Raw genomic sequence first — 20,383 nt, 5'->3', positions numbered from 1 at the left:
CGAGACCGACTACCGGGTCTCGGCCTCGGCGGTCCGCGTCCGGCGCTCGGTTCCTCTGGACTGGTAGACGTTGTATCCTGCAAGGACGGCGACCAGCGCGCCGCTCACCACGTCGCTCCAGAACGCGCCCTCGAAGGCCGTCTCGAAGACGAACGGTGCGACGACCATCCAGAGACCGAGCAACGCGACCAGCGAGGCAGCGCCCGTGTTGACGCTCTCCCGGTCGTCGGCCCTGACCGCGTTGTAGCCCGCGATGACGCCTATCGCGGCCCCCACGATGATGTCGTTCCAGAAGTTGGCCGCCGGCGGTGAGTACAGAAACGCCGAGAGGACGATCCACCCGCCGACGAGTGCCGTCGCCGCCGACACGTATCCCCCCGTGCTACCGTTGCGGTTCGTGGCCGTGTTTTCGCTCATGATTTCCCCGACCGAAGTTGGATGCTGAACCCGATAAGTAGAGCGGTTGGTATATAAACTCGCCCGGTGCCGCCCCGCTGTCGTCCCGGTGGCGTCCCGCGGCGGCCGGAGAACACTTCCCCGTCGCGCTCGGAGTCGCGTCGGGGGAAACCGTGGCTTCGATACCACCGATTATCGACATCCGAGACGACCTGCGACGCGCGCGCGACGCGGCCGACGCCGACGTGACCGAGGACTTCGAGACGGTGCGCGACCGCCTCGACGCCTTCGGCGAGCGCGACCGGGCCGACCGCGAGGGCGTCGTGGACGAGATAGACAACCAACTGCTCCGCGTCGAGGAGTTGCTGGACGACGAGGAGGCGACCCGCGCGGTCCGGTCCGCTCGCAACCGACTCCACATCTACCGGGAGTCGCTCTCGTCGAGCGACGAGGGCCTCCTCGTCGTGGACTCGGGCGTCTACCAGCACGAGGAACCGGAAGCCGAACGGGGAGAGGTTCGACGACCGCTCCCGGTCGGCGAGGTGACGCTGACGGTCACGGTGGCCAACAGCGGCGAGGACGCCGAGGTAGAACCGATAGTCCGGTTCTACGACGAAGACGGCGAGGAGCTGGAGTCGGCCAGCGGTCCCGCGTTCGACTTGGCGGCCGGGACCGAGGGCCGGATGGAGTTGGAGGTGGACGTGCCGAGCGACGCGACCCGCTACGCCGTGTCGGTCGTGCGAGCGGCCTGAACGTACCGAACGTCTCGACTCGCGCTCTCGTCGGCCCAACTCAGGTAGTAGGTCATGTCGGGCTTCTCGTCGTCGGCGAATCTGTCCACTTCGTCGGCCATGATGGACGTGTCGGTGAACGTCCAGTCCTTCGACTCGCCCGCGGGGACGGGGACGGAGACGCGCTCGACCGGCGTGTGTGCGACCATCGGCCCGGCGCGGTTCAGTCCGGCGACGAACCGCCCCGGCACGTCGCTCTCGTTTTTCACGGTGGCTCTAACCGTCGGCGAGTCGGAGACGGGGACAGTCTCGGGAATCTCGGCCGAGACCGAGAACGACGGGTCCGGCGCGGCGAGTCGCCGCCGGACGCTCTCGTCGGGTCGCCACTCGCCGCCCGGCCACGTCAAGGCGGCGTCGGTCCCGGCGGTCGTGCCGTCGGCGTCGGTCTCGTCGGCCGACGCGGGGAGTTCGAACAGGAGCAGTCCCCGCCCGGCGGTCCGGTCGTAGGTCTCGGTCCGGCCGCTCCGGACGCGCCACGTCCGGAGCGGCCAGCCCATCGAGACCGGCGCGTGCTCGCTCCCGGCGAACCGGAACGAGAAGTCCTCGCGGGCCGGCGGCGCGCCGGCCTCGGTCGTCACGTCGAGGTAGAGGTACTGGCCGTCGGTCGGGTGGACGCCGATGGAGTCGGGCGAGTTCATCGTCACGAGCCCTGGCTGGAGCGCGTCGAGTGTGACCGAGACGGTCGCGGTGGGCGCGGTTTCGGTCGTGGTCTCGGCGGTCTCGCTGGTCGTTTCGGCCGTCGTCTCGGTCCGGCTCTCGTCAGTGCCGGTCGTCGGGTCACCGGACGAGCCGGAGAGACAGCCGGCGAGACCGGCGAGCGCGGTCCCGGAGCAGGCGAGGAGGGCGCGTCGTCGCATAGCGGCGATTCTTCCGGTCCCGATAAGTGTCTTCTGTCGCGGACGTCGCGCGTATCGCAAGCCTTTCGGCCCAGCGCTCCGCCGTATCGGGCATGGTGCTTCCAGAGGGGTTCGCGCTCCCGCCGCTCCCGTATCTCGTGGGGCAGCTGGCGGCGGTGGCGCTGGTCGGCGGGGCGCTCGCCCGGTCGGACCCGCACGTCTCCGACCGCATCGTCCTCGCGCTCGCGCCGTGGGTCGTCGTGGGGTCGAGCCTCCACGTGCTGTTCGTCCTCGACTGGGTGCCCGGCGTCGTCGCGCCCCTGCTGGGCACGCCCTCGGTCTACCTCTCGACGTTCGTCGTCGCCGGGGTCGTCTGGTTCGCCGGGATTCACGCCTCGACCGACCCCGAGCGCCCGGTGGTCGCGGTCGGGGTGCTGGCCGCGAGCGCGGTCGTGGCCTACGCGCTCGCTCGCGGGGCCGAGACCGGACTCCGGCTGTTCTGGCCGCTGGTCGGTCTCGCGCTGGCGCTCCTGCTCGCCGGGACGCTCTGGGCCGCGACCAGATGGTCGCGCCCGAGCGTGACCGCGGCGACGGGCGCGACGGGCGCGCTGGCGCTGTTCGGCCACTCGCTCGACGCGGTCTCGACGGCCGTGGGCGTGGACCTGCTCGGGTTCGGCGAGCGAACGCCGGTCTCGCGCGCGGTCCTCGACGTGGCGGCCTCGCTCCCGACCGCCGACCTCCTCGGCGTCGGGTGGCTGTTCGTCCTCGTGAAACTCGCCATCGCGGAGGCCGTGGTGATTCTGTTCGCGGATTTCGTCCGCGAGGACCCCCGCGAGGGGTTCCTGTTGCTGGGCGCGGTCGCCGCGGTCGGCTTGGGTCCGGGCGCGCACAACCTGCTCCTGTTCATGGCGACGGGCTGAGCGCGGGAGTTTCGGATTTCGTGACCGTGGCATCGGCAGTCGCTGGCTTCGCTATCCCGGCCGAATCCCGACCGATGGCGACCCCGACATCGACCCGAACCACCGTTCACCGGTCTCCCGCGTTTCGGTCCGAGAATCCCACCAGCATTTTAATCGGCGGAGTGCGTACGGTCACGGTATGTCGCTCGAACGTTCTCATCTCGAATCTCCGAACAGTCCTCTCGGTCACCAGCCATGGTCGAGATAGTCACCGCCGGACACGTCAACTGGGACGTGACGTTGCGCGTGGACGCCCTCCCGATGCCCGACGGCGAGGCCCGCATCGACTCCCAGTGTCGGTCGGGCGGCGGGAGCGCCGCCAACGTCGCCGTCGCGCTGGCGGGCATGGAGTTCGACGCGGGACTCGTCGGGAGCGTCGGCACCGACGAGACCGGCGAGTTCGTCCGCCGGGAGTTGCGGGCCGCGGGCGTGGACTGCTCGCACCTGCTGGGGGTCGAAGACCGCGAGACGACGACGAAGTACCTCATCGTGGACGACGACGGTGAGGTGATGGTACTGGGCAACGAGGGCGCGAACGAGGCGGTCGGACCCGACGACGTGGACCTTCAGTTCGTCGCCGGTGCCGACCACCTCCACCTGACCAGCCAGCGCCCCGACACCGCCGCCACGCTGGCCCGGACCGCGACCGACGCGGGCGTCAGCGTGAGTTTCGACCCCGGCAGACGCCTCGCCGAGCGGGACTTCGGCGAGGCGCTGGCCTACTCCGACGTGGTCTTCCTCAACGACCGCGAGGCCCGAGCGTTGCTCGACAGCGACCTCGAACACCCCTCGTCGGAACTCCACGGTCGCGTCGTCGTCATCAAGCACGGCGAGGACGGCGCGCAAGTGGACACCCCGAGCGCGTCGTTCGACCATCCGGGGTTCGACGCCGAGGTCGTTGACACCACCGGCGCGGGCGACGCCTTCGCCGCGGGCTTTCTCGCGGTGCTGCTGCGCGACGGCGGGGTTCTGGCCTCCGACGCGGACTACGAGCGCGCGCTGGAGTTCGCCAACGCCTGCGGTGCCTTGGCCGCGATGGAGGAGGGCGCGCGGACCGCGCCGTCGTTCGAGGCGGTCGAGGCGTTTCTGGACGGGCAGTTCTGAACCCGCTGCGTAGTCGAAAGTGACTACTGCGTCGGTCGAGTGGGACGACGTATCGATGACCCGACGCGACGAGTTCCCCGACCGAGCGACCGCTACGCCTGACGCCCGCTCGCCGACCGCGAACCCGCACGCTTTTTCTCCCTCTCCCCGGAAGTCACGCGCATGGCGAAACAGCCCCATCTCCTCGTCGAAGAGGGCGACGTGAACGACATCGCGCTCATCCCCGGCGACCCCGGCCGCGTGGACCGCATCGCGAACCTCTGCGATAGCTCGGCGGTCGTCGCCGAGAACCGCGAGTACAAGGTCGTCAACGCGACGTACGAGGGCACCGACCTCACCATCTGCTCGACCGGCATCGGCTGTCCCTCCGCCGCAATCGCGGTCGAGGAACTCAACGAGGTCGGCGTCGAGACCGTGATTCGCGTCGGCACCACGGGTGCCCTGCAGGAGGGCATCGAGATCGGCGACATGATTATCGCCACCGGCGCGGCGAAGAACGAGGGCACCAGCAAGCGCTACGAGGACGTTGCCTACCCAGCGGTGCCGGACTACGACGTACTCTCGTCGCTCGTGGACTCCGCCGAGGCCAACGACGAAGAGGTTCACGTCGGTCCCATCGCCAGCGACGACGCCTTCTACGCCGAGACCGAGGAGTACGTCGCCGACTGGGAGGACGCCAACATCCTCTCGGTCGAGATGGAGGCCGCGGCGGTCTTCTCGCTGACCCGGCGGCGCGACATGCGCGCGGGAGCCATCTGCACCGTGGACGGCAACCTCGTGGAGGGAACTCAGAAGGGCGAGACCGACGACGAGGAACTGCCCGAGAAGGCCAAGAACAACGTCGAGCGCGCGATTCGGATCACGTTGGACGCCGTGGTCGATTTGGCCGAATGAGCCCCTGAACGTCGTCTGTTTTGCAATTTTCGACGACCAACTGGCACTTTGGGAATTCACGTTGAGAGGGAGTCGTAGAAAGCCCCCGCCCGCTCGCCTCCGGAAGACGGTCCTGCTCGTCGCTTCGCTCCTGCGCGGGCTGCGACTTCCGAGGTCACACTCGCTTCGCTCGCGTGACGGTCGCTCAGCGGGATATCCTCGGCTCACCTGCGATTCGCCTCGGATAGTGCCCGCAGAGACGACCACGGGCCTGCGGCCCGCGAGCGGGCGGCCCCTTTCAGTCCACCCAAACCGCGGTTCGTGTCACCGAGCACGTTCCGGTGGTCTGCGTCACCGAGCGTCTTCCGGTGGATTGTCGAATCGAGCGCGTCCCCGTCCTGCGACCCCACGAACGAGCAAACAGATACTTGAAGCGCGGCGGCCGACGTGTGGGTAGCCCATGCTCGACGGCCTGCGCGCGCGGTATCTCGACGTTCTCCGGCGGGTCCGGCGGTTCGAGCGCCGGGAGATGCGGGAGTTCCGTCGGTGGATAGAGCACACCGCGAACCTGATTCACCTCTCGGTCCTCCTCCTGATTCCGCCCCTCATCGCGCTCGTGACCGCCATCTCGAACTCGCTCGAAGTCCTGCCGTTCGTCCTCTTCCCGCCGCTGGCGTCGGGCACGCACACGCTGTTCGCCGACCCGGAGGGGACCTACGCCTCGCCGACGAAGTTCGTCGGGGGACTCACGACCGGGGCGCTCTGCGGGACGCTGGCCGTCTGGGTCGGCGTCAACACGATGCTCCGGGACCCCCTCGGCGCGAGTCAGTTGTCGGTCTCGCCGGTCGAGGCGGCGCTGGCCATCTTCCTCACCGGCGGGCTGACGTGGGCGCTGGACTTCGAGGAGCCGTCGGCGTTCTCGACCGCCCTGCTGGCGCTCATCGCGCCCGCGTTCAGTTCCGTGCAGTCGGTCCACGCCTTCTTCCTCCAGTACGTCGGGTCGGTGTTCGTCGCCAGCGCCATCGTCGCCGGCGCGTTCCACGTCTGGCGCGAGCAGTTCTACGAGCGCCGGTCGCGCTACCTCTACCAGTCCACGAAGGGCGACGACCACGTCCTCGTCCCGATGGGGAGCGAGGGCGACCGCCCGACGGCGATGTTCGCCGCGCGACTCGCCGCGGCCCACGACGCCGGGAAGGTCGTCCTGCTCGACGTGGTGGACGAGGCGGCCGTCGAGGAGGCCGAGCGCACGATGACCGTGCCGGCCGACGGGACCGACACGCGACTGGTCGACCCCGCGCTGGCCGACGACGAGGACACCGAGACCGAGGAGGTGCAGGTCGCCGACGAGTCCGCCCAGCGCCTCGAAGCGGAGGCCCGGCGCATCGAGACGAAGGTCGGCGTCCCCTGCGAGGTGGTCGTGGTCGGCGACGGCACCGACCGCTCGCGGACCGTCCTGAAGACCGCCCGCGAGACCAACTGCGACCTCGTGGTCGCGCCCTACGAGGAGCAGAACGGCGGTCTCTCGCCGTTCGTCCGCGGCCTCTTCCGGAGCGACCTGGACGCCGTGGCGTTCCGCCCGACCGACGAGTCGCGCGAGCGCTGGAAGCGCGTGCTGGTTCCGGTCCGGCGCGCGGGCGACACCGCCCACGCGATGATAGAGTTCGCCCGCCGGGTCGGCGGCGGGTCGGGCCGGGTCAGCGTCTGCACCTGCATCGACCGCGAGGACGAGCGTCGCGCGGCCGAGACGACGCTGGCGAACCTCGTGGAGGCCTTCGAGGGGTCGTTCGAGACCAGAGTGTCGCGGTCGTCCATCGAGTCGTTCCTCGCGGCCAACGACGCCTACTACGACCTGACCATCATGGGCGCGAGCACCGACCGGTCGGCGGCCTCGCGGTTCGTCTCGCCGCCGACGTTCGAGCGCATCCACGACTTGGACTGCGACGTGGCCATCGTCCACCGGGGATGAACCCGGAGTCCGCGTCCCACCGGTTGACCCGTAATCGGCTCGTCGTGTCTCGGAACTGTCCTGCGTTCGTTGTTACGCGAGAGAGCCGACACTCATCCGGAAGCCTAATCCCGCCGACCGTGGTGCGCGTTACTCATGCGCACAGGTTACGACCGACGCGACACGGTGGCGATACTCGCGACGCTCGCGCTGGGGGGTCGGGCGAGTACCGCCACCGCGAACGCACAGGAGGGCGGCGGGAGCGACGGAGAGGGGAGCGGGCAGGGCGGCGGCGAGAGCGACGCCGAGTCGGGGCCGACGCTGAACCGACTCGCGACCACGGCGCTCGGCGCGGAGATAACCGGCCTCTTTCTGACGACCGACGGGGAACTGTTCTTCAACGTCCAGCACCCCGACGAGAACAACGTGCTACCCTACGACGAGGGCACGGTGGGCGCGCTCGTCGGGGCCAGAATCGACGAGTTACCCTCGGATTTCGAGAGCGTGCAGATGCCGGACAGCCGAATCGAACGCGAGCGCGTCCGGACCGCCGTCGGGAGCTACCAGCCGCTGATGAACGGCGGAGACCGGGTACCCAACTCCGGCGACGGCTTCGGCGTGGTCTACTCCGCGACGGGCGAACCGATGACCGACGGGATGTGGCCCGACTTCAACGGCTTCGTCCGCGACGGCGACCGGGCGGGCTACCTGTTCACCAACTGGGAGCGGTCGCCCGGACTCGTGACCCGGATGCGGGTCGAGCGCCGGGGGCGACCGGGGGCCGCCGCGTGGCAGGTCACCGACGCGATGAACGTTGACTTCCGGCCGGTCGAGGGGACGTGGACCAACTGCTTCGGCACCGTCTCGCCGTGGGGCACGCCGCTGTCCTCCGAGGAGTACGAACCGCCCGCCGACGTGTGGTACGACCCCGAGCAGGAGACCTACGGCAACGGCGACGGCCGGATGGCCGAGTATCTCGGCTACTGGGGGAACCCGTATCGGTACGGCTACGTCGTCGAGATAACCGAACCCAAATCGAGCGACCCGACGCCCGAGAAGCGGTTCGCCATGGGTCGGTTCTCCCACGAGAACGCGGTGGTGATGCCCGACCGGAAGACCGCCTACATGAGCGACGACGGGACCGGGACGGTCCTGTTCAAGTTCGTGGCGGACTCTGCGGGCGACCTCTCGTCGGGCACGCTGTACGCCGCCAGAGCCAAGCCCGGTCGGGGCAACGACCCCGCGAACGTCGCCTTCGACCTCGAATGGGTCGAGTTGGCCCACGGCGACGAGGAGCAAATCGCGTCGTGGATAGCCGAGTACGACGGACAGGACGAGAGTACGGACGCCGACTACATCACCGACGAGCAGGTCCAGCAGTGGGCCAAGGGGAACGCCCCCGACGACCGGGTCGCCTTCCTCGAATCCCGGAAGGCCGCGGCCGCGAAGGGCGCGACCGACGAGTTCCGGAAGATGGAGGGCATCACCGTCAAGTTCCCGCAGGCGGGCCGAGCGGAACCCGGCGACTACCTCTACGTCGCGATGTCGGAGGTCAACGAGACGATGGCCGACGGCGAGGGGACCATCCGGCTGCAGGGCAACGACTACGGCGCGGTCTATCGCATGGAACTCCGCGAGAACTTCGACGTGAGCCGGATGGAACCGGTCGTGACCGGCGGCCCGAGCGCCAACATCTGCGGCGGGTGTCCCTACGACGCCCGCCCGGACTCGGCCAGCACGGTCTGTCGGGACTGCGCGTTCAATCCGACCCGCGAGGAGGAGGAGTCCGCTAACTCCGACGCCTCGGGCGCGACCCTGTTCGGGACCGACCCGATGCGGGCGCAGGTGGACCCCGAGAACGCCATCGCCAACCCCGACAACCTGCTCGTGACCGGGAACGGCCGGGTCGTCATCGGCGAGGACAGCGAGTTCCACGAGAACAACATGGTCTGGCTCTACGACCCCGGCGAGGGCGAACGGAGCGCAGGTAGCGGGTCGTAGTCTCCGCCTTCCGTCACCCCGCTCGTCCCGTTCGGTTCGCACCGCACGTCCCGCGCCCGACTCCAGTCACGACCGAGGGGCTTTCGGGACGCCCCGGAAGTCGGCCCAAGTGTCGGAAATCCGCAATAAATTGCGGACGACTATCACCCAAATAATATACGTGTACAGTTTATCCCTCCAAGAGAAGGAGTAAATCGAATGGGAATTCTCGATTCGTTTGGCGCACTAGTAGGTAGTATCGTCGCGGCAGTCGTGATGTTGGTCTTCGCCGTGCTGAGTTTCTTCGTCACGGTGTTCATCGTGCAGACGGGGGCCGGAATTGCGGGTTTCTCGCCGAGCGGGGACTTCGTCGTGCTGTCGGCGGCTATTCTCTCGACGGGAGCCATCGTCGCGGGGGCTACTCCGATGACGGGTCTCAGCGGCGTCACCGAGTAGCGGTTTACTCGGTCTCTACCGGCCAGCGCACCGAACTACGGACGTTTCGTATTCTGAAAAGCCGCCGTTTCTGACCCATCACCACCACTTTTCGGCGACGTGTCCCCGTACAGGACACCTACCCGAACCCCTCGGACTCGATGCGCGAGGCCGGGATACCGAGTCGCTCGGCGGCCGTCACGAGACCGTACACCATGGCGTTGATGCCGCACGCGTACACCTCGCTGTTCGTCGGGTCGATGCGGGCCTCGACTCCTGATTGAGGTTGCTCCCGCAGCCAGCGTTCGAGCCGGTCGCCGAGTCCGGCGGTCACGGCGGCCGGGTCGGTGTGCTTGAGCAGCGCGTGCTGGACGTAGTCGGTCTCGCCGTCCCAGTCCGAGAGGACGGACTCGCGGCTCAGACAGGGGACGAAGTGGAAGTTCTCTTGGGTCCGCTGGAGTTCGCGGAACCGGTCCAGATACGGGAGGTCGTCCTCCCACGCCGCCCCGAGGAACAGCCACACGTCGCGTCTCTCGCCCTCGTACTCGTCGCGGCCGGTCTCGAAGACGTACTCTATCATGCTCCGGAACGGTGCGACCCCCGTACCGGTCGCGAGGAACACCATGTCCCGCGGCGAGTGGTCCTGGAGGACGAGTTCGCCGTACGGGCCGCGAATCGTCACCTCGTCGCCGACCGCGAGGTCGGTGCAGATCTCCGGCGAGAGGCGGCCACCCGGCACGCGCCGGACGCAGATTTCGAGTTCGTCCTCGGTGGGCGAACTCGACAGCGAGTACGCCCGCGACGTGCCGTCGTATCGGAGCCCGACGTACTGTCCGGCGAGGAAATCGACGTCCGCCTCGGTGCGGAACCGCGCGCTGGTGAGCATCGGCTTCGGTCGCTCGACGCGCTCGGCGAGCGTCGCGACCCGCCGGGCGACCGCCGGGCGGTCGTCGCGGGCGAGTCGCGCGGACAACCGCTCCCAGTCGTCGAACCCCTCGACGGGACCGTACCCGGCGAGTCCGCGCTCTTCGAGCCACCGGGTCATCGCGGCCGCGGCCTCTGGCCGTCGGTCCCGATCCATCGTCGTGACGTCGGTGACGCGCGCGGACTCGGTGACGAGCGGGAGGTCGGCCAGCGCGTCGTGTTGGGACAGGTGTTCGCGTACCGGTGCTGCCATATCGGACGCCGGGACCGGAGATGGAAATACGTAGCGATACTCCCGATGCGCCGCGGCCGCCGGACCCCAGCCGTGCTACGCGGCTCCGACGGGGAGCCGCGGCCCGCCGAGACCGCTCCCGGCGCTCGTCGCCGGACTCCGCCCGACACCGTTCGCGGTCGGCGAACCCAACTGTCGCGCCGTCGAGACGTCCCCGTCCTCCCGAATCACGACGACCGTCACGTCCTGCTCCGTCCGCGCCACGATGCGCTCCCGGAGGGCGTCGGCCGCGTTCGCCGACCCGCCGACGGTCCGGACCGTCACCGCGGAGGGATGGCGGAGAAAGAGTTCGGTCCGGTAGGACACGTCCACCGAGAGGACGCGGGCGTCCGTCTCGGACGCGATGTCGGCGACCGTCCGCTCGAACTCCGCGTTCTCCGAGATGTTGACCGTGGTGACCGCGAGCGCCGACGAGAGCACGAGCACGGCCGCGACGAGCAGGACCGCGCGACGGACGACCGCCCGCCGAGCCGACTCCTCGGCGTACCAGTGTTCCGGCCGGTAGCCCTGCACCCAGAGCGTGGCGAGGCTGGCGACGTTGATGGACAGGACGTTGACGAGGACGAGGATGGCGGCGCTCACCGCGGCGGTCACGTCGCCGTAGGCGATGCCGAGACCGACGGTCGCGGCCGGCGGGATGAGCGCGACCGCGATGGCGACCCCGACCAGCGCGACGCTCGTCGTACTGGTGAGCGACATCGCCCCCGCCACGCCGGCACCCAGCGCGACCACGAGCGCGAGGCCACCGGGGTTGATTCGCTCGGCGACCTGCTGGATGAGTCGGATGTCGGCGTGGGGCAGGAACGTCGCGCGGAGGAGTCCGGCGAACGCGGCGGCGCTTCCGACCGCGACGAGCAGGCCGACGAACTGCGCCCTGACGCTCGTTCGGAAGAGGTCCTCGTCGTCGAAGATGCTGCCGACGCTCGCGGCGATAGCCGGTCCGATGAGCGGGGCGATGACCATGGACCCGACCACGACCGCGGCGCTGTTCGTCAGGAGGCCCGCCGTCGCGATGATGGTACTCAGAACCGTGAAGACCACGTAGTTGGGCGTGACCGACGCGACTTCCCTGGCCCGCGCGCGGAGTTCCTCCCGCGCGATTCGACCGTTCGTCTCCTCGATGGCGTCCTCGTCGGTCGGTCGGCCGTGTCGCTGGCGCTCGAACTTGTCGGACAGGACGGTTTCGAGTTTGCCCACCGTGATGTAGCCCTTCCGCTGGACCCCGGCGTCCCGGAGTTCTTCCACCAGCGACTCCACGTTCTCGGGTTCCGTGGGGACGAACACGAGCGCCGCGTAGTCGCGCCGAGAGGTCTCCTCGGTGAGAAAGTACTCCGCCTCGGCGTCCGCCAACACGCTCTCGACGCGGTCGCGCTTTCCGACGGGCACGGCAACTTGGAGGAGTCGCATGTCCGGGTGCTACCGTTCTGACTCAAATAACCTTGGGATACTCGGCGCGAGGAGTCGCGACGGGCGGTACCGTCGGTGACTGCGCTCGCGGCGGGTCGCACTCAGCGCTTCGGCGACTCCCCGGCGAGTCGGTCCGCGACGTTCTCCATCCCGTCGCTCCCGAGCGCCGAGCGCACGAGCAGGTGGCCCCCGATGGTCGCGGGACTGATGACCGAGTCCGCGCCCGCCCGCCGGAGTTTGTCCACGTTCTCGCGGTCGGTCGCGGCCGCGACGATGCGCACGTCCGGGTTGAGTTGCCGGGCGGTCAGCACCGCCAGCGCGTCCTCGGCGTCGTTGTTGGTCGCCGCCACGACCGCGCGGGCCTCGTCGATGCCGACCCGCCGGAGCGGTTCCTCGTCGCTCGGGTCGGCCTTGAGGACCTTGAACCCCCTGTCGCCGAGTTCGGTCGCGCGCTGTGGGTCGGGCGTCACGACGACGAAGTCGGACTGCCCGTCGAGTTCGTTCAGAATCGGTTCGGTCAGGTCGCCGTAACCGAGGACGACGACGTGGTCCTCGAGGAGTTCTAGTTGTGCTTCCGTCATTCTTCCGAGTGCAGAGGCGAGGCGGGCTTCGATGGCGGGACCGAGCAGGGAGGCCAGCGCGACGGCGAAACTCGCAGTTCCGAGGACGACCACCGTCAAACTGAACAGGCGGCCGGTCTGGGTCGCGGGCGTGAGGTCGCCGTAGCCGACGGTGCTCGACGTGACGAGCGTGTAGTAGAACGCGTCCAGCGGCGTCTCCACCTCCGGAAAGTGGTCCGCGAGCGCGTACGTGCCCACGGTGCCGTACACCTGCACGCCCACGAGCGCGGCCAGCGAGGCCAGTTGCGAGGCCGTGAGGTCCGCGTCGCGTTCGAACCGGCGGCGAGTCCGCAGGACCGCGGCGAGCGACGCCAGCGAAGCGACGACCAGCGGGAGCGAGTAGGGACTCGACTGGACCAGCCCCTGCACCGCGGTCAGCGGGAGCAAGAGGACCGTCGAGTACCACGCCGCACGCAACCCCCGTCGCATCCCGAACGCGCTGGCGAGCATCAGGAAGCCGGTCAGCGTGCCGGTGAACCCGGCGGTCTCCTGTGCCCACTCGGGGATGCCGCCGCCGAAGAGGTTCCGGGCCGACGCCGCGGTGAACCCGATGCTGGAGACGCCCGTCGCTATCGACAGCACTGCGACCGCGAACGTCAGCGCCACGACGACTCGCACGCCGACACGGTCCCGCCACGACACCTCCATACCCGTATCTGTCGCCGTCTTCGCAAATAAACGTCGGTAGTGCGTCGCTCGTCGGTAGTTCTTTAGGCGTCCCGTGGCTGGCAGGTAGCAACGATGGCTCTCGGTGCCGCACTGTTGATAGATCTCCTCGTCGGTCTCTACGTCGGCGTGCTGACCGCGGTCGTGCCAGCGCTGGTCGCGTGGTCGCTCGGATTCACGTTCAAGTACTTTACCGGCGTCACGATTCCCGGCTTCGGTGTCCTCGTCTTCGGGGTCGCCATCGCGGGCGTGCAGGGCGGTCTGCTCGGCCTGCTGGACCCCCAGTTCGTCACCTCGCCGCCCGCGCTGGTCTCGGCGCTGGTCGTGATGATGGCGACGCTGTACGCCCACGCGCAGGGCGACCGGATGGGCGCGGAGTTCCCCCGGAGACTCACGCTCAGCGGGCTTCGGGAGCGCGGCCTGTCGGCCGACGCGATAGAACGCGTCGGGCGCTTCGGCCAGATTCGAATCCGGACGGTCGGCGAGGTCGGCGACGTGGAGGGGTACCCGCCGCTCCCCGACGACCTCCGGACGACGATTCGGGACGGCGAGTGGACCCTCCCCGCCGACCTGCCGCTCTCGGAACTGGAGACCCGGCTCTCGGACCGACTCCGGACCGACTACGACCTCGCGGCGGTCACGGTGAGCATCGACTCGCGGGGCCGGGCGACCGTCAACGCGGCCCCGCCGGTCGGCGCGCTCTCGCGGCGCGTCCCGGCGGGCGAGCGCGCGGTTTCGGTCGAGACGCTGGTCCCGACCGGGCTCGCTCGGACGGACGAGGTGACGGTTTCGACCCCCCGCCGCGACGTGACCGGGACCGTCCTGAGCGCCCGGTCAGGGAGTTCGGGCGCGGCGGGGTCGAGCAGGGCCGCGACCCCGACGAGTTCCGCGGGCGACGCGACCGACGCCAGACCCGACGGACGAGCGAGCGACGGGCGAACGACCGACGCGACCGGTTCCGACCCGACGCGCTCGCACTCCGGCGCGAGCGCGGCGGCGGGGCAGGCGACCGGCGGCGACGGCCGGGTGACGGTCGCGGTCCCGCGCCGGGAGGCCGAGACACTGCTCGGCGTCGAGGAAGCCGAGGTTCGGGTCCGCGCCCGCGGGACCCGCCGGGAGTTCGAACTGCTGTCGCTGTTGCGCCGGGACGGCAAGCGCGTCCGGCGAGTCGAACTGGCCGCCGACGGCCCGCTCGACGGCGCGGCGCTCGGCGAGACGAACCTCCGGGAAGCGTACGGCGTGGCGGTGCTGGGCCTCCGGCGGGGCGACGAGTGGACGGTCGCACCGCGGGGCGCGACCCGTCTCGCGGGCGGGGACCTGCTGTTCGTCGTCGGCGACCGCGCCGCGCTCGACCGGTTCGCGGAGGTGGCGGCGTGACTCGCTCCCCGAACGCGCCGGGTCCGGCGTCCCTCCGGGGGGTGGCGGCGTGAGCCTCCTCGCGGCGGTCGAGCGCCCGGCGGTCGCGCTCGCCCGCGTCGTCGGTCTCGCGCTCCTCGCGGGCGGCGTGGCGACGGGTGCCGGCGTCCTCTATCGGTCGGTCGCCCACGCGGAGATTCCCGAGGGACTGGCGGTGCTTGTCGGACTCGGCGTCGTCGGCGGGTGGCTCAACACCACGACCGCGCTCCGGCAGTTCCTCGGCACCGGCGAGACCGTCCCGCCGCCCGACGTGGTGGCGATCAACGTCGCGGCGTTCGCGCTCGGGGGCGCCGCGGCCGCGGTCGGAGCGCGGTCGGGCGCTCGCGTCGTCGCCGACGCCTTCTCGCTGGCCGGCGGCCGCGAGTTCGAGGGCGACGTGAGCCGACTCGTCCAGTCGGTCGGCCGGTTCGTCACGGTCGAACTCCCCGAGGAAATCGGCGACATCGACGGCTACGAACCGCTCGACGAGGAGACCGCCGAGTCGCTGACCGGCGCGTCGCTCCGGTTCCCGCGCGGGCTGACGGTCGCGGAACTCCGCGAGCGACTGGTCGAGCGACTCCGCGACGACTACGGCGTCGGCCACGTGGACGTGGAGTTGGCCGACGACGGCACGGTCGAGTACCTCGCGGCGGGCGGCCGGGCGGTCGGTCTCGGCCCGACGCTCGCGCCGGGCACCGTCGCCGTCGCGGTCCGGGCCGACCCCGCGTTCAGCGCCAGTGCGGGCGACCTCGTGCAGGTCTGGCGGCGCGGCGAGTCGGCGTCGGAGACCGACGCCGACTCGCCCGCAGACGACGCAGACTCACCCGCAGACGACGCGAATGCGCTCCCGAGCGGGGCGAGTTCGCCGGACGACGCCGGTCCCGAGCGCGTCGCCACCGCGGAACTCCGGGCGACGGTCGGCGACGTGGCGACGCTGGCGCTCGACGCCGACGCCGCGGCCGACCTCGACGCCGAGGCCGCCTACCGACTGGTCACGCTCCCCACCGAACCCAGCGCCGACCGGGAGTTCTCCGCGCGCCTCCGGGCGGCCGACGAGACGGTCGGCGCGGTCACGCTCTCGGCGGCGAGTCCGCTCGTCGGCGCGCCGGTCGGAAGCCTCGACGCGACGGTGGTCGCGGTCCGCGACCCGAACGGCATCGAGACGATTCCCGCCGACGACCGCCTGCTCGCGCCCGACGACACCCTCTACGTGGTCGCTCGGCCGGACCTCCTCCGGAAGGTCGAGGCCGCGGCGGGCGGCGCGGCCGCGGACGAGGAGACGGCCGGGATGCGGTCGGACTGGCGTCGGCAGTAGCTACCTCTCCTCGACACTCACCGGCGTTCGGAACGCCCCACTCACCGTCGGTCCGAAAGACCTTCTCGTCCAGAACGTCCGGAGAGCGATGGAACAAAGGCCGCCCGCGACCAAGCCCCGCGCATGGAGTGGAAGCTGTTCGCGGACCTCGCCGAAATCGCCGGCGGGAAGGAGGTCGAAGTCGAGACCGACCCCGGCGAGACGGTCGGCGACGCGCTCGCGGCGCTGGTCGCCGCGCGCCCCGACCTCGAAGAGCGCGTCTACGACGACGGCGAACTGCGCGACCACATCAACGTCCTCCGGAACGGGACGAACGTCCGCGCCGAGGACGGACTCGACACCGAACTCGACGCGGGCGACGAACTCGCGCTATTCCCGCCGGTCAGCGGCGGGTAGCGCCCGCGCCGCCTTCGGTCTCCGCATGACGAGTCACGCGCCGCTTTCGGTCTTGGCGCGACGAGTCACGTACCGCCACACAACCAGTCACGTACCGTCTACGCGCCGGTAGGGAGACGCTCACGAACCTGCCAGAAGGCCTTACCGTCGGCTTGTCCTACCTCCGATGGGAATGGGAGACGGCGAGGATAACGGACACTCGCTGGGGGGCGGCGATTCGGGAATTTCGGACGGCCACTCGCTCGACGAGTTGATTCCGGGCGACCGCGAGTCGCCGAGTTCGCCACACCGGCGGGTCGTCCAGTGGGTACTCCTCCGAGGCAAGCGGATGTGGGTCGCGGCGGCGCTGTTGCTCACCGTGCTGTCCGTCCTCGTCGGCGGGTCTATCGTCAGACCGTTGGACCTCCAGACGCTTCTCAGAGACACGAACACGGTCCAGACGCTGTTCAGCGCGCTCCTGAGCGGGTCCATCCTGCTGGTTTCCATCGTCGTCTCCATCAACTCAATCGTCCTCTCCGAGGAGATAACCGACATCGAGACCCAGCGCGAGCGCATCGACGCCTCGGTGCGCTACCGCGGGCAGATAGAGGAGTTCATCGAGTCGGACGTGAGTCCCGCCCGGCCCGCCGAGTTCCTCCGGACGATTCTGAAGGTCATCGACCGGCAGGCCGAGGGTATCGAGTCCATCGCCGAGCGGGCCGACAGCGACGAGTTCGCCGAGGAGGCCAAAATCTTCTCCGAGGAGGTGAGCAAGGAGGCCGAGAAGGCGGGCGAGACGCTCTCGGGCGCGAAGTTCGGGTCGTTCAAGGTCCTGCTCGCGGGGCTGGACTACGACTACTCGTGGCAACTCCACGTCGCCCGGCGATTCAAGCGCAAGTACGGCCACTGCCTCGGCGACGACCAACAGCGGGCCATCGACGACCTCGTGGAGACGCTGAAGGTGTTCGCCACCGGCCGGGAGTACTTCAAATCGCTGTACTACAAGCGGGAGTTCTCCAGACTCTCGGCGCGACTCCTCTACGTCTCGCTTCCGACCATCGTCTACATCTCGTACGTGATGCTGGTCATCGGTACCGACCTCTTCCCCGAGGTGTGGCTGTTCTGGCAACCCCTGAAGATAACGCCGCTCTCGCTGTTCACTACGTTCTCGTACACCGTCGCGCTCGCGCCCTACGTCGTCCTCACGTCGTACGTCCTCCGCGCGATGACGGTGACGCTCCAGACGCTGGCGTCCGGGCCGTTCGTCCTGCGCCAGAGCGACGAACTCGACGAGTTCGACTGGGACGACGACGTGGAGGTCGCCGAGACGAGCGTCCCGACGCCCGCCGAGAGCGAGGAGGACGACCGGGGCGAGGGCACGCCCGCGGAGGGCGACGACGAACCGCCGGAGGAAAAGGTCGCCGACGGGGACGACGAGTCCGGCGAGCCGACTACGGACGACGAAGGAGATTCGTCGGACGAGGGAGAATCGTCGGAGGAAGACGAATCGCGGGACGAAGACGAATCGACCGACGACGAAGCGGAACGGTCCGAAGAGAAACCCGCGGACGACGACTGAGCCGACGACCGACCGTGCGAGCGACGGACCACCGAGCGGTCCGATTCGCGCTCTCGGCGCGAATCGGACCGCTACCGGGTGAGACAGCGAATCGAACCGCTCCGTGCGGTCGGCCCCGCCCGCGACTCACGCGGTCAGGTCGGCCCGCGAATCACGCGGTCAAGTCCGCGCCGAGAACGAAGTCGGGTTCGTCGGCGACTTCGACCCGGCAGAGCGCGGCGTCGCTGACGAACCGAGGCGACTCGGGAATCAGCACGCGCGTTCGGTCGGCACCCAGTTCGGCGGCGTCGCGGGCTACCGCGTCGAACAGCGCGTCTGCGCTCTCGGCGTCGGCCCACGCGCCGACGCCGTACTCGACCCACTGTTCGGTTTCGCCCGCTTCTTCGTCGGATTCGCGCTCGTACTCCCGGATTCGGTGGGCGAAGCCGCGGGTTCCGTCGCCCTGCACGACGAACAGGCCGCCGTCGTCGGCCGCCGCCCGGAGGTCGCCGAGGGTCAGTTCCGAGAGCGCCCACGACTCCTCGGGGTCCAAGGCGAGGCCCCGGAGTCGGTCGCGGGCCTCGCTGTCGGTCCAGTAGCGCCACGCCGCCCGCGGGTCGCTCGTCACCTCGAAATCGGCCGAGGACGACCCGGACACTGACGACCCGGACGACGCCGGAGCGTCGTCCGGGTCGTCGGCGTCGGTCGGGTCGGGGTGCGCCCACCGGAACTCGGTCACGGGGTCGTAACCGGTCGCCCGCGACTGGCCCAACCCGGCGACGTTCCACGAGAACACCATGTTTCTGGCGACGGTCGCGCCCCGCTGGCGCGCCCACTCGAAGAGCGACTCGGTGACGGCGACGCTGACGCCCCGGCCCCGGAACTCGGGGTTGACGCGCAGGCCCTGATTCCACGCCTCCCACTCGGAGAGAAGGACGGTCTGGGCGAGTCCGGCGACCTCGCCGTCCGCCACGGCGACCGCGGTGTGCTTGTCCTCGCCCTCTATCCAGTCGTGATAGACGTCCGGGATGTAGTCGCCGCCGTCGCGTTCGGGCCACGTGTTCTGCGTGAACGCCGCGACGTCGTCGTAGTCGTCGTGGCGCGCTTCGCGAACTTCGACGCCCGCTCGCTCGGTCGTCTCCGACCGCTCGCCGCTCGCGCCCGTCATCTCACTCCCACGGTACCGACCGGTCGGTAATCTCGCCCGCGACGGGGGTCCGGACCGTCGTCTCGGGGTCGTCGCCGTTGGCCAGCGCCCACATCAGTTTCACCTTCGCGGTGCCGGGGAGCATGTCCTCGCCCTCCACGACGCCCGCGTCGAGCAGGTCCCGACCGGTGTCGTACACCCGGTCGCAGACCCGACCGTCGAGACACTGGCTGGTCATGACGACCGTGGTTCCCGAATCGACCAGTTCGGCGATGCGGTCGGTCCAGTCCGAGTGGACGTGTCCCAGCCCGGTGCCTTCGAGGACGAGACCGGCCTGCCCCTCCGCCACGTCGAGCGCCGACTCGTCCATGCCGGGCGTGAACTTCAGCAGTTCCACGTCGGATTCGAGGTCGGGCGACAGCGAGAGATCGGTCTCGCCACGCTCGGCGTAGTCGCGCCGGAACGAGATTTCGGCGTCGCCCGCGTCGTAGTCCACCTCGCCGAGCGGTTTCGCGCCCACCGTCTCGAAGGCGTCCCGGCGCGAGGTGTGGTTCTTCCGGACGCGCGTACCGCGGTGGAGCGCACAGACGTCGTCGCTCTCGGTCGCGTGCATGCAGACCATGACCTCCGCGGCGTCGGATTTGGCGGCCTCGACGGCGCAGACCGCGTTCATCACGTTGTCCGACGAGGGTCGGTCGGCGGACCGCTGGCTCCCGGTGAAGACGACCGGGACCGGCGTGTCGAGCATGAACGAGAGCGCCGACGCCGTGAACTGCATCGTGTCGGTGCCGTGCATCACGACCACGCCGTCCGCGCCCGCCTCTATCTCCTCGTGGACGGCCTCGGCGAGGTCCACCCACACGTCGGGCGTCATGTTCTCCGACAGGATGTTCGCCACCACGCGGCCCCGGTAGTTCGCCCGGCCCGCGAGGTCCGGGACGGCCCGAAGCACGTCCTCGGCGTCGAACTGCGCCGTCACCGCGCCGGTCCGGTAGTCCACCGTCGAGGCGATGGTGCCGCCGGTCGAGATGAGCGAGACGGTCGGCAGGTCGGGGTCGAACTCGACGGCCGACTCGTCGTCGGTCTCGCCCGCCTCGATGTCGTACACGTCGTTTTCGAGCACGTCCACGTCGGCGTCTGCGCGGTCGATGCCGACGTTGTATCCGCCCTCTAGCTTGACGACGAGGTTCTGGCTCGTCGAGGAGGGGAGCAGTACGCCCTCGTAGGTCTGGTCGGCCCGCTGGACGCGGACGCGGTCGCCGGGATTCATACCTCCGAGTACCGGCGGGGCGGACTTGAAACCATCTTTTCGGCGCGTGGGGAGTCTCGCCGCGAGAACCGGTTTTCGGAGGCGGAAGCTCGGTC

Annotated in this window: 18 protein-coding genes; 11 read left to right on the top strand and 7 right to left on the bottom strand. The window is 69.7% G+C overall.

The features are described from left to right. Positions 1-9: 9 nt before the first annotated feature. Positions 10-417, bottom strand: a complete 408-nt coding sequence (locus tag M0R88_RS03585) for an SPW repeat protein (protein ID WP_248655597.1) — start codon at positions 415-417, stop codon at positions 10-12. Positions 418-569: 152 nt separating this feature from the next. On the opposite strand from M0R88_RS03585, the gene M0R88_RS03580 reads away from it, so the two are divergent. Continuing rightward, the gene (locus M0R88_RS03580; protein ID WP_248655596.1) at positions 570-1,148 is read left to right on the top strand and encodes a DUF7553 family protein; all 579 of its coding nucleotides are present in this window, start codon (positions 570-572) and stop codon (positions 1,146-1,148) included. Here the strand turns inward: M0R88_RS03580 and M0R88_RS03575 are convergent. Continuing rightward, positions 1,118-2,044: a hypothetical protein gene (locus M0R88_RS03575; RefSeq protein WP_248655595.1), complete on the bottom strand. Its 927-nt coding sequence runs from the start codon at positions 2,042-2,044 to the stop codon at positions 1,118-1,120. The genes M0R88_RS03580 and M0R88_RS03575 overlap by 31 nt on opposite strands. A 92-nt stretch (positions 2,045-2,136) precedes the next feature. Here M0R88_RS03575 and M0R88_RS03570 point away from each other — a divergent pair, with 92 nt between their 5' ends. From M0R88_RS03570 to M0R88_RS03545, 6 genes are all read left to right on the top strand, one after another. Further along, positions 2,137-2,943, top strand: a complete 807-nt coding sequence (locus M0R88_RS03570; RefSeq protein ID WP_248655594.1) for a DUF63 family protein — start codon at positions 2,137-2,139, stop codon at positions 2,941-2,943. Between the two features lie 234 nt (positions 2,944-3,177). Then, a complete protein-coding gene (locus tag M0R88_RS03565) occupies positions 3,178-4,086 on the top strand; it encodes an ATP-dependent ribose-1-phosphate kinase (RefSeq protein WP_248655593.1) in 909 nt (302 codons plus the stop codon). 162 nt (positions 4,087-4,248) lie between these two features. Further along, positions 4,249-4,980, top strand: a complete 732-nt coding sequence (locus tag M0R88_RS03560; RefSeq protein ID WP_248655592.1) for a guanosine phosphorylase — start codon at positions 4,249-4,251, stop codon at positions 4,978-4,980. A 439-nt stretch (positions 4,981-5,419) separates the two neighbouring features. Beyond that, positions 5,420-6,925: an HPP family protein gene (locus M0R88_RS03555; protein WP_248655591.1), complete on the top strand. Its 1,506-nt coding sequence runs from the start codon at positions 5,420-5,422 to the stop codon at positions 6,923-6,925. A gap of 135 nt (positions 6,926-7,060) precedes the next feature. Next, positions 7,061-8,905: an alkaline phosphatase PhoX gene (locus M0R88_RS03550; RefSeq protein WP_248655590.1), complete on the top strand. Its 1,845-nt coding sequence runs from the start codon at positions 7,061-7,063 to the stop codon at positions 8,903-8,905. A gap of 198 nt (positions 8,906-9,103) precedes the next feature. Continuing rightward, a complete protein-coding gene (locus M0R88_RS03545; protein WP_248655589.1) occupies positions 9,104-9,340 on the top strand; it encodes a hypothetical protein in 237 nt (78 codons plus the stop codon). Between the two features lie 118 nt (positions 9,341-9,458). Here the strand turns inward: M0R88_RS03545 and M0R88_RS03540 are convergent, their stop codons facing one another. The 3 genes from M0R88_RS03540 to M0R88_RS03530 form a co-directional block, all read right to left on the bottom strand. Beyond that, positions 9,459-10,496: a ferredoxin--NADP reductase gene (locus M0R88_RS03540; RefSeq protein ID WP_248655588.1), complete on the bottom strand. Its 1,038-nt coding sequence runs from the start codon at positions 10,494-10,496 to the stop codon at positions 9,459-9,461. Positions 10,497-10,571: 75 nt separating this feature from the next. Then, positions 10,572-11,942 carry a TIGR00341 family protein gene (locus tag M0R88_RS03535; RefSeq protein WP_248655587.1) on the bottom strand — a complete coding sequence of 457 codons (1,371 nt, stop codon included), beginning with the start codon at positions 11,940-11,942 and terminating at the stop codon, positions 10,572-10,574. A 101-nt stretch (positions 11,943-12,043) separates the two neighbouring features. Next, on the bottom strand, positions 12,044-13,210 hold the full coding sequence (locus tag M0R88_RS03530) for an NAD-binding protein (protein WP_248655586.1): 1,167 nt from the start codon (positions 13,208-13,210) through the stop codon (positions 12,044-12,046). 93 nt (positions 13,211-13,303) lie between these two features. On the opposite strand from M0R88_RS03530, the gene M0R88_RS03525 reads away from it, so the two are divergent. The 4 genes from M0R88_RS03525 to M0R88_RS03510 all read left to right on the top strand — a co-directional run bounded on the left by M0R88_RS03525 (position 13,304) and on the right by M0R88_RS03510 (position 17,892). After that, positions 13,304-14,605, top strand: a complete 1,302-nt coding sequence (locus tag M0R88_RS03525; RefSeq protein ID WP_248655585.1) for a potassium channel family protein — start codon at positions 13,304-13,306, stop codon at positions 14,603-14,605. Positions 14,606-14,654: 49 nt separating this feature from the next. Continuing rightward, on the top strand, positions 14,655-15,938 hold the full coding sequence (locus tag M0R88_RS03520) for a TrkA C-terminal domain-containing protein (RefSeq protein ID WP_248655584.1): 1,284 nt from the start codon (positions 14,655-14,657) through the stop codon (positions 15,936-15,938). 123 nt (positions 15,939-16,061) lie between these two features. After that, a complete protein-coding gene (locus M0R88_RS03515; protein WP_248655583.1) occupies positions 16,062-16,334 on the top strand; it encodes a ubiquitin-like small modifier protein 1 in 273 nt (90 codons plus the stop codon). A 172-nt stretch (positions 16,335-16,506) separates the two neighbouring features. Further along, positions 16,507-17,892, top strand: a complete 1,386-nt coding sequence (locus M0R88_RS03510) for a DUF7972 family membrane protein (RefSeq protein WP_248655582.1) — start codon at positions 16,507-16,509, stop codon at positions 17,890-17,892. Between the two features lie 151 nt (positions 17,893-18,043). Here the strand turns inward: M0R88_RS03510 and M0R88_RS03505 are convergent, their stop codons facing one another. Both M0R88_RS03505 and gatD read right to left on the bottom strand, forming a co-directional pair. Further along, positions 18,044-19,039: a GNAT family N-acetyltransferase gene (locus M0R88_RS03505; protein ID WP_248655581.1), complete on the bottom strand. Its 996-nt coding sequence runs from the start codon at positions 19,037-19,039 to the stop codon at positions 18,044-18,046. Between the two features lies 1 nt (position 19,040). Further along, positions 19,041-20,288, bottom strand: a complete 1,248-nt coding sequence (gene gatD, locus M0R88_RS03500; RefSeq protein WP_248655580.1) for a Glu-tRNA(Gln) amidotransferase subunit GatD — start codon at positions 20,286-20,288, stop codon at positions 19,041-19,043. Between the last annotated feature and the right edge of the window lie 95 nt (positions 20,289-20,383).

Source organism: Halorussus gelatinilyticus (assembly GCF_023238445.1).
GTDB lineage: Archaea > Halobacteriota > Halobacteria > Halobacteriales > Haladaptataceae > Halorussus > Halorussus gelatinilyticus.
The sequence above is the reverse complement of the archived record's forward strand: the minus strand, read 5'-3'. Positions and strand labels throughout refer to the sequence as shown.